This window comes from Streptomyces sp. NPDC054956, from assembly GCF_053609185.1.
Genome location: NZ_JBSGXB010000367.1, coordinates 1 through 6,624, shown reverse-complemented (window position 1 = coordinate 6,624; position 6,624 = coordinate 1). Strand labels below are relative to the sequence as shown.

The window sequence follows — 6,624 nt, the reverse complement described above, 5'->3', positions numbered from 1 at the left end:
GTGCCCGGCTCGGGCACGGACGATCTGGCGGGCCTCACCGGTTCGGGCTCCTTCGTCCACCGCCACGGCGACACCTCCGTGGAGTACGCCTTCGCCTACGACCTCCCGTAGCCCCGGCGCGACGCGCCCTCGGCCGTCTCCGTCGGATCTTGTCGACCGGGCCCCACCGTGCATCGCAATGCACAGGGGCGCCCGGGTACTTGGACGTACTCGGGCGCCCCGGCACCGCGGCCCGATGCCGACACTGCGGCCGGGGCCAGGCCAGCCCGGCCGCACAGGCAGAACCGAGCCGCATCAACCGTGGCCATCCACGCCGGACCGGACCGAACCTGGGCTCGGCTGGGCCGGGTTGCGCTGGTGCGGGCTGGGCCTGGCCCGGGCCGAACCAAGTCGCGCGGGCCGAACCTACCCGCACCACCCCTGGCCAGCCGCGCCGAGGCGCGCCGGACGAGCCACGCCAAACCGAACCGAGCCGGGCCGGGCCGGGCTGGGCCCAGCCGCACCGGCCAAACCGAGCCTCACCGACCCTGGCATCCGCCTCAAGCCGGACCGGACCGGACCGGGCCGAGCCGTGCCGAGCCGCACGGACCCGGGCCGGACCGGGCGCCGAGCCTGGCCGAGCCGGCCCGGGCCCAGCCACGCCGGCCAAACCGAACGTCACCGACCCTAGACAGCTGCATTGAGCCGGACCGGACCGGACCGAGCCGCGCAGACCCTGGCCGCCCGCGCCGAGCCGGGCATGGCCTGGCCTGGCGGGGCCGGGCATGGCCGGGCATGGCCGGACGGGCCGGGCTGAGCTCAGCCGGCCCGGCCCGCGCCGGCCCCAGCCGCATGGGCCGAGCCGGGCCGAATCCAGCCGCACCGCCGGGCCGAGCCGGACGGTGCCGGGTCCTGCCGGGCCGCCCCGGGCCCCGGGCCCCGGGCCCCCCGGCCGAGTCGGGCCCGACGACCGGCGCCCCAGGCCGCCGGGCCCGCGACGCCTGGCACCGCACCTGGCCGCGTTGGAGGGGCGCCCGAGTACGTCCAGTACACGAGACGCCCCTCCGCCTTGCCCCGCACGGCACCAGACGCCGCGGGCCCGGCCGACAAGATCCGAAAGAGACGGCCTAGTCGCGGTAGCGCAGCAAGCGCAGCGCGTTGACGACGACCACCAGCGTGGAGCCCTCGTGGACCAGGACCGCCGGGCCGATGCCGAGGCCCAGGGTGGTGGCCGGGACCAGGATCGCCACGATGCCCAGGCTCAGCCAGAGGTTCTGGCGGATGATCCGGCTCGCGCTGCGGCTGAGGCCCGTGATGAAGGGGAGGCGGCGCAGGTCGTCCGACATCAGGGCGATGTCGGCCGTCTCCAGCGCCACGGCCGAGCCCGCCGCGCCCATCGCCACGCCGACCGTGGCACCGGCCATCGCGGGGGCGTCGTTCACGCCGTCGCCGATCATCGCGGTACGGGCCGTGCGGCGCAGCCGGGTCACCTCGGTGACCTTGTCCTGGGGCAGCAGGCCGCCCCGGACCTCGTCCATGCCGAGGGCACGGCCCACCGCGTCGGCCACCCGCTGGTCGTCGCCGGACAGCATCACCGTGCGCCGCACTCCGAGCGCGCGCAGGGCGGCCACGGTGTCGGCGGCTTCCTGGCGGGGCCGGTCCATCAGGCCCAGGGTGCCGAGCCAGCGGTCGCCCCGGCGGACCAGCATGGTGGTGCGGCCGGTGCGCGCCAGTTCCTCGGTGCGCTCGCGCAGCGCGGCGGGGACGGGCGGTCCCGCGAGGGTGTCGGCGTACGCGAGGCTGCCGATGTGGACCGCGTCCCCGTCGAGCTCGGCAACGATCCCGCGCCCGATGACGGCGCGCAGCTCCCCCGCCTCGGAGGCGACGGACCGCGTCAGGAGCCCGGAGCCGTCGCGGACCACGGCCTGCGCGAGGGGGTGGTCGCTGAGCCGCTGCGCGGCGACGGCGGTGCTCAGCAGTTCCTCGCGCCCGGCACCGGCGGCAGGCTCGATCTCGGTGAGGCGGGGCCGGCCCTCGGTCAGGGTGCCGGTCTTGTCGAAGGCGATGGTCCGCAGCCGGCCGAACTCCTCCAGCGGCGCCCCGCCCTTGACCAGGACTCCCCCGCGCGCCGCCCGGCCCACCGCGCTGAGGACGGCGGCCGGGGTGGCGATGGCCAGGGCGCAGGGGCTGGCGGCGACGAGGACGGCCATGGCGCGGTAGAAGGTGTCGGTGAAGGGCTCCCCGGTGAGCGCGCCGACGCCCAGCAGTACGGCGACGAGCGCGAGGACGCCCGGTACGAAGAACCTCGTGAACCGCTCCGTGAACCGCTGGGTCGGGGAGGTGCGCTCCTCGGCGTCCTGGACCATCTTGACGACCCTGGCCAGGGTGTTCTCCGCGGCGAGCCGGGTGACGACCACGTCGAGGGCGCCGGAGCCGTTGACCGTGCCGGCGTAGACCCGGCTGTCGGGGCCGGTCGCGCCGGGGTCGGCGAGGGCGGCGTCCCGGTCGGCGACGGGGGTCTTGTCGGCGGGGACGCTCTCGCCGGTGATCGGCGACTGGTCGACGCTGCTGGTGCCCGCGGCGACGAACCCGTCGGCCGGGACCCGGGTGTGCGGGCGCACCACGACGGTGTCACCGACGACGAGCTCCTCGACCGGCACCTCAGCGACCGACACCTCCGCGACCTCGCCCGGCACACCGGCACCGCTTCCCGCGGCGGCTCGCCGTACGAGGGCCGTACGCGGGGCCAGCGCGCCCAGCGCTTCGATCGAGCGCCGGGCGCGGCCCAGGGCGTACCCCTCCAGGGCGTGGCCGAGGCTGAACAGGACCAGCAGGACGGCGCCCTCCTCCCAGCGGCCGATCGCGCCGGCGCCGGCCGCGGCGACCAGCATCAGGAAGTCGACCTGGAAGCGGCCCGCGCGCACGGCGAGGACGGCCTCGCGGAGGGTGAAGAACCCGCCGAAGGCGTACGCGGCGACGAAGAGGGCCTGCGCGACGGGTCCTCCGTAGCCGGTGAGCTGGAGGGCGAGGCCCGCGAGGTAGACGGCGAGGGCGAGCAGGGCGCTGACCAGCTCCGCGCGCTCGCCGAGGAACCCGTGGCGGTGCGCGGTCTCGGCGGCGCCGTCCGTGCCCGCGCCCGCGCCCATGGTCGTGGTCCTGGTCGTGTTCCCGGTTTCAGTCATGGCATCAACATATCAGCATGTTGAAATATATGAACCTGTGGACATCCTGATCCGCTGATCTATCGTGACCGCATGGAACCGCTCACCGAACCCGAGGCCGCCGCCGTCGCCGAGGTCATGCAGGGCCTGGCCTCACCCGCCCGGATCCGCATCCTCGCCCGGCTGCTCGACGCCCCGTGCTCGGTCGGCGAGCTGGCCGACGACCTCTCCCTGGGCCAGCCCACCGTCTCCAACCACCTGCGCCTGCTGCGCCACCTCGGCCTGGTGACCGGCCGCCGCGACGGGCGCAGCGTCGTCTACGAACTCCACGACGCGCACGTCACCGCCCTGCTCGAGCAGGTACTGGCGCACGTGCACCACGGCGGCCGGGTCTAGGCCGCGACCTCAAACCCGCCACGCAGGCACAGGCACAGGCACCCGCTCACCGATACGGGTCGGCGACCTCGCGGAGCCGTGTCAGGGCCTCGCGGAGCTGCCGCGTTCCCCGTTTGCCGAGGTGGCGGGTCCACTCGGCCTCGACCTCGGCCTCCGCCGCCCGCGCGACGGCCACGGCCTCGGCGCCCCGGGGCGCGATGTGGACCAGCCGGGCGCGGGCGTCGCTCGGGTCGGGGGTGCGGTGGACGTAGCCGGACCGCTCCAGCTGCTCGACGAGGAAGCCGGCCGTCTGCTTGGTGATGTGCGCCTGCTCGGCGAGGTCCGTGACCCGGGTGCCGTCCGGTCCGATGCGCGCGAAAACGCGGCCCTGGGCAACGGTGATGTCCGCGTAGCCGGCCGCCGCGAGCGCGTCGAAGACGCCCGACTCCATGGCCCGGTAGGCGATGAAGCACAGCAGCCCCAGATTGAGTTCGCCTTCAGCCTCGGCCCCGGCCATCGCGCACCACCCTTGACTTGGTCAGTCCCTCTGACCAACATTAGACAGAGAGGCTGACTGAAATCCAGCATCGGTGCAGCCACCCGGGAGGTCGATCGACATGATGAACCCCGACGACGTGTGGCGGACCATCGACAGTCAGCGACTGTCCCTGGCCGACCTGCTGGACGACTTGAGCCCGGAGGAGTGGGAGACGCCCTCCCTGTGCGCGGGGTGGCGGGTGCGCGAGGTCGCCGCCCATCTCACCCTCGCCCAACTGGGCGCCCTCCCGGTCCTGGTGGCCGCGGTCCGCGCGCGGGGCAGCTTCGACCGCATGATCCACGACACGGCCGTACGGGAGGCGGTGCGCCCGGTGTCCGAGTACGCGCCCAAGCTGCGCGCGATGGCCGGGTCCCGCCGGAAGGCGCCCGGGGTGAGCCACCTGGAGCCGATGCTCGACATCCTGGTCCACGGGCAGGACATCACGGTCCCGCTGGGGCGGACCCGCGCCATGCCCGCCGATGCGGCGATGACCGCCGCGCAGCGGGCCTGGTCGATGGGGTTCCCGTTCCGCGCCCGGCGGCGGCTGGCGGGGTTCCGCCTCGAGGCGACGGACTGCGACTGGACGGCGGGCGAAGAAGGCGGCTCGCCCGTGCGGGGCCCGGTCTCCGCGCTCCTGCTCCTGGTCACCGGCCGGGACACGGCGGCCCTGCCGCTCCTGTCGGGCCCGGGGCTGCCCGCGCTCGCGGAGCGGCTCGGGGCAACGGGAACACGCCCCGGGGCACGGGAGGCGTAGGCCGCCCCGTTCGGACCTTGCCCGCCCTCACCCAGGCCGCCCCGTTCGGACCTTGCCGGTTCTCGCGATTGCCGCCCCTCCAGGTGCCGTGTCCCTCTACGGTGCCCTGTGGGGGCCGGCCCGGCGACGGGCACACGTACGGGCACGGGACCGGAGGGTGGGTGCGTGATGGACGACGAAGAAGACCTGCGGCTGGCGAGGATGACCCCGGAGATATCCCGTCGCACCCTGACCCTGCTGCGCGGCCTCGCCGGCATGGAACCTCCGGAGCGGGTGCCCGAGGAGGCGATGCTCACCGCCGACGCGATCCTCGCCGAGTTCGGCACCGACGGGCTGCGCGTACTGGTGATGGCCCTGGCCTCCTGGGCGACGGCGCAGATCGAGAACGTCTCCGAGCTGAGCCACCGCAGCCACGAGGCCGTCCTCGACGCGATGGAGCTGGCCTGCCTGGAGGCCAACGCGGAGGAATAGCGCACGACCGGTCCGGGTCGCCGGGTTCCGCACGCCGACCCAACCGACCGTCCAAACGACCGTCCAAACGACCGCCCAAACGGCCTTCCGGACGGCCTCCCGGGCGGGCCCCGGCTCCGCGAATATCTTCCCGTAGCGCCCGGAGGGGTTTGTTCCGCCCGGAATCGGCCGATCCTTCCCACACCGTGCCCCGGAATCGCTCCGGCGTCGGCGACACTGGGGGAAGCGGGGGGTCCCGATCGGAGGCCGTCGTGAGCACACCTTCCCCCATCCGGATCGCTGCGGTTCTGTCCACCGAACACCGTGGACGGCTGATGTCACACGCCCGTGAGGTCAATTTTCGCGAGGGTGCGCGGATCTTCGACGAGGGCGCCCGGGCGGAATCCTTCTGGATCGTGCGCTCCGGCACGGTGACCCTGGAGATCCCGGTCCCCGGCCGCCGGCCCACCCCCATCGAGAGCCTGGGCCCCGGCGAGCTCGTGGGCTGGTCCTGGCTGTTCCCGCCGTACGTGTGGCAGCTGGGCGCCGAGGCGATGACCCCGGTCCGCGCCTACGAGTTCGACGCCACGACCGTACGGATGCTCATGGACGCCGATCCGGCCTTCGGGTCCGCCATCGGCCACTGGGTCGGCCGGGTCCTCGCGCTGCGGCTGCACCAGACCCGTACCCGCCTCCTGGACCAGTTCGCCCCGCGCGCCGCCGCGAGCTGAGCGCGGGCCGCGCCCGCCGGCAGCGGGTGTGTTCGGCCGATTCCGCCGGCCGCTCCCCCACAGGTCAGCGGCCGGGCATCGCTGCGGTCTGCGGTCATGCGTGTGCGTTCGGTGACGAGAAGTAGAGGTGCGAACGGGCGTTCCGCTTCCGCATGGGCAAGACTCGCGTCCGTTATCCGACGCAACGACGCGAGGAGTGTTCGCCATGCGATCCATCACCAGGGGCCCCGCGGGGCTTTCGCTGGCCGCCACGGGGCTCGCCGCCCTCACCGTGCTGGCCGTGTCCGGCACGGCCGGCACCGCCGGCGCGGCCCCGGTCGGCACCGAAGGCCTGTACGCACCGTCCGCGCTCGTCCTGAGCGTCGTGGACGGGGACGACGCCGCGAACGGTACGGTGCGGCGCGCGGTCACCCTCGTCTGCGCGCCCCGGCCCGGCGGAACGCACCCGGCCCCGGCCGCGGCCTGCCGCGAATTAAGGGCCAACGGGCCCGAGTTGGACACACTGGCCGAGCCGCGCTCGGACGCGGCGTGTACCAGGGAGTGGGACCCGGTCACGGTGACGGCCGACGGGGTGTGGCAGGGCCGGCGCCTGAGCTACACGTACACCTACGCCAACCCGTGCGGCCTGCGGAACAG

Annotated in this window: 8 protein-coding genes; 6 read left to right on the top strand and 2 right to left on the bottom strand. The window is 74.5% G+C overall.

Annotated features, from left to right (window positions below; all coding sequences use genetic code 11):
- On the top strand, positions 1-111 hold the full coding sequence (locus tag ACWGDE_RS34235; protein ID WP_453392955.1) for a DUF3224 domain-containing protein: 111 nt from the start codon (positions 1-3) through the stop codon (positions 109-111).
- A 995-nt stretch (positions 112-1,106) separates the two neighbouring features.
- Here ACWGDE_RS34235 and ACWGDE_RS34230 read toward each other — a convergent pair.
- A complete protein-coding gene (locus ACWGDE_RS34230; RefSeq protein WP_453392954.1) occupies positions 1,107-3,161 on the bottom strand; it encodes a heavy metal translocating P-type ATPase in 2,055 nt (684 codons plus the stop codon).
- A 72-nt stretch (positions 3,162-3,233) separates the two neighbouring features.
- On the opposite strand from ACWGDE_RS34230, the gene ACWGDE_RS34225 reads away from it, so the two are divergent.
- On the top strand, positions 3,234-3,536 hold the full coding sequence (locus ACWGDE_RS34225) for an ArsR/SmtB family transcription factor (RefSeq protein ID WP_453392953.1): 303 nt from the start codon (positions 3,234-3,236) through the stop codon (positions 3,534-3,536).
- Between the two features lie 46 nt (positions 3,537-3,582).
- Here ACWGDE_RS34225 and ACWGDE_RS34220 read toward each other — a convergent pair whose 3' ends face one another.
- Positions 3,583-4,032, bottom strand: coding sequence for a MarR family winged helix-turn-helix transcriptional regulator (locus ACWGDE_RS34220; protein ID WP_453392952.1), 450 nt, complete (start codon positions 4,030-4,032; stop codon positions 3,583-3,585).
- A 100-nt stretch (positions 4,033-4,132) separates the two neighbouring features.
- Between ACWGDE_RS34220 and ACWGDE_RS34215 the strand changes: the two genes are divergently transcribed.
- From ACWGDE_RS34215 to ACWGDE_RS34200, 4 genes are all read left to right on the top strand, one after another.
- Entirely contained in the window at positions 4,133-4,807 is a 675-nt protein-coding gene (locus ACWGDE_RS34215; RefSeq protein WP_453392951.1) for a maleylpyruvate isomerase family mycothiol-dependent enzyme, read from the top strand.
- Positions 4,808-4,975: 168 nt separating this feature from the next.
- On the top strand, positions 4,976-5,278 hold the full coding sequence (locus tag ACWGDE_RS34210; protein ID WP_453392950.1) for a hypothetical protein: 303 nt from the start codon (positions 4,976-4,978) through the stop codon (positions 5,276-5,278).
- A 314-nt stretch (positions 5,279-5,592) separates the two neighbouring features.
- A complete protein-coding gene (locus ACWGDE_RS34205) occupies positions 5,593-5,988 on the top strand; it encodes a cyclic nucleotide-binding domain-containing protein (RefSeq protein WP_453392949.1) in 396 nt (131 codons plus the stop codon).
- Positions 5,989-6,193: 205 nt separating this feature from the next.
- The coding region (locus tag ACWGDE_RS34200) for a subtilase-type protease inhibitor (protein ID WP_453392948.1) at positions 6,194-6,624 on the top strand (431 nt) is incomplete at its 3' end.

Bases quoted from the DNA above. Each gene is read 5' to 3' on its own strand.
- ACWGDE_RS34230 (WP_453392954.1), bottom strand. From the start codon at position 3,161: ATGACTGAAACCGGGAACACGACCAGGACCACGACCATGGGCGCGGGC.
- ACWGDE_RS34225 (WP_453392953.1), top strand. From the start codon at position 3,234: ATGGAACCGCTCACCGAACCCGAGGCCGCCGCCGTCGCCGAGGTCATG.
- ACWGDE_RS34215 (WP_453392951.1), top strand. From the start codon at position 4,133: ATGATGAACCCCGACGACGTGTGGCGGACCATCGACAGTCAGCGACTG.
- ACWGDE_RS34205 (WP_453392949.1), top strand. From the start codon at position 5,593: ATGTCACACGCCCGTGAGGTCAATTTTCGCGAGGGTGCGCGGATCTTC.
- ACWGDE_RS34220 (WP_453392952.1), bottom strand. From the start codon at position 4,032: ATGGCCGGGGCCGAGGCTGAAGGCGAACTCAATCTGGGGCTGCTGTGC.
- ACWGDE_RS34210 (WP_453392950.1), top strand. From the start codon at position 4,976: ATGGACGACGAAGAAGACCTGCGGCTGGCGAGGATGACCCCGGAGATA.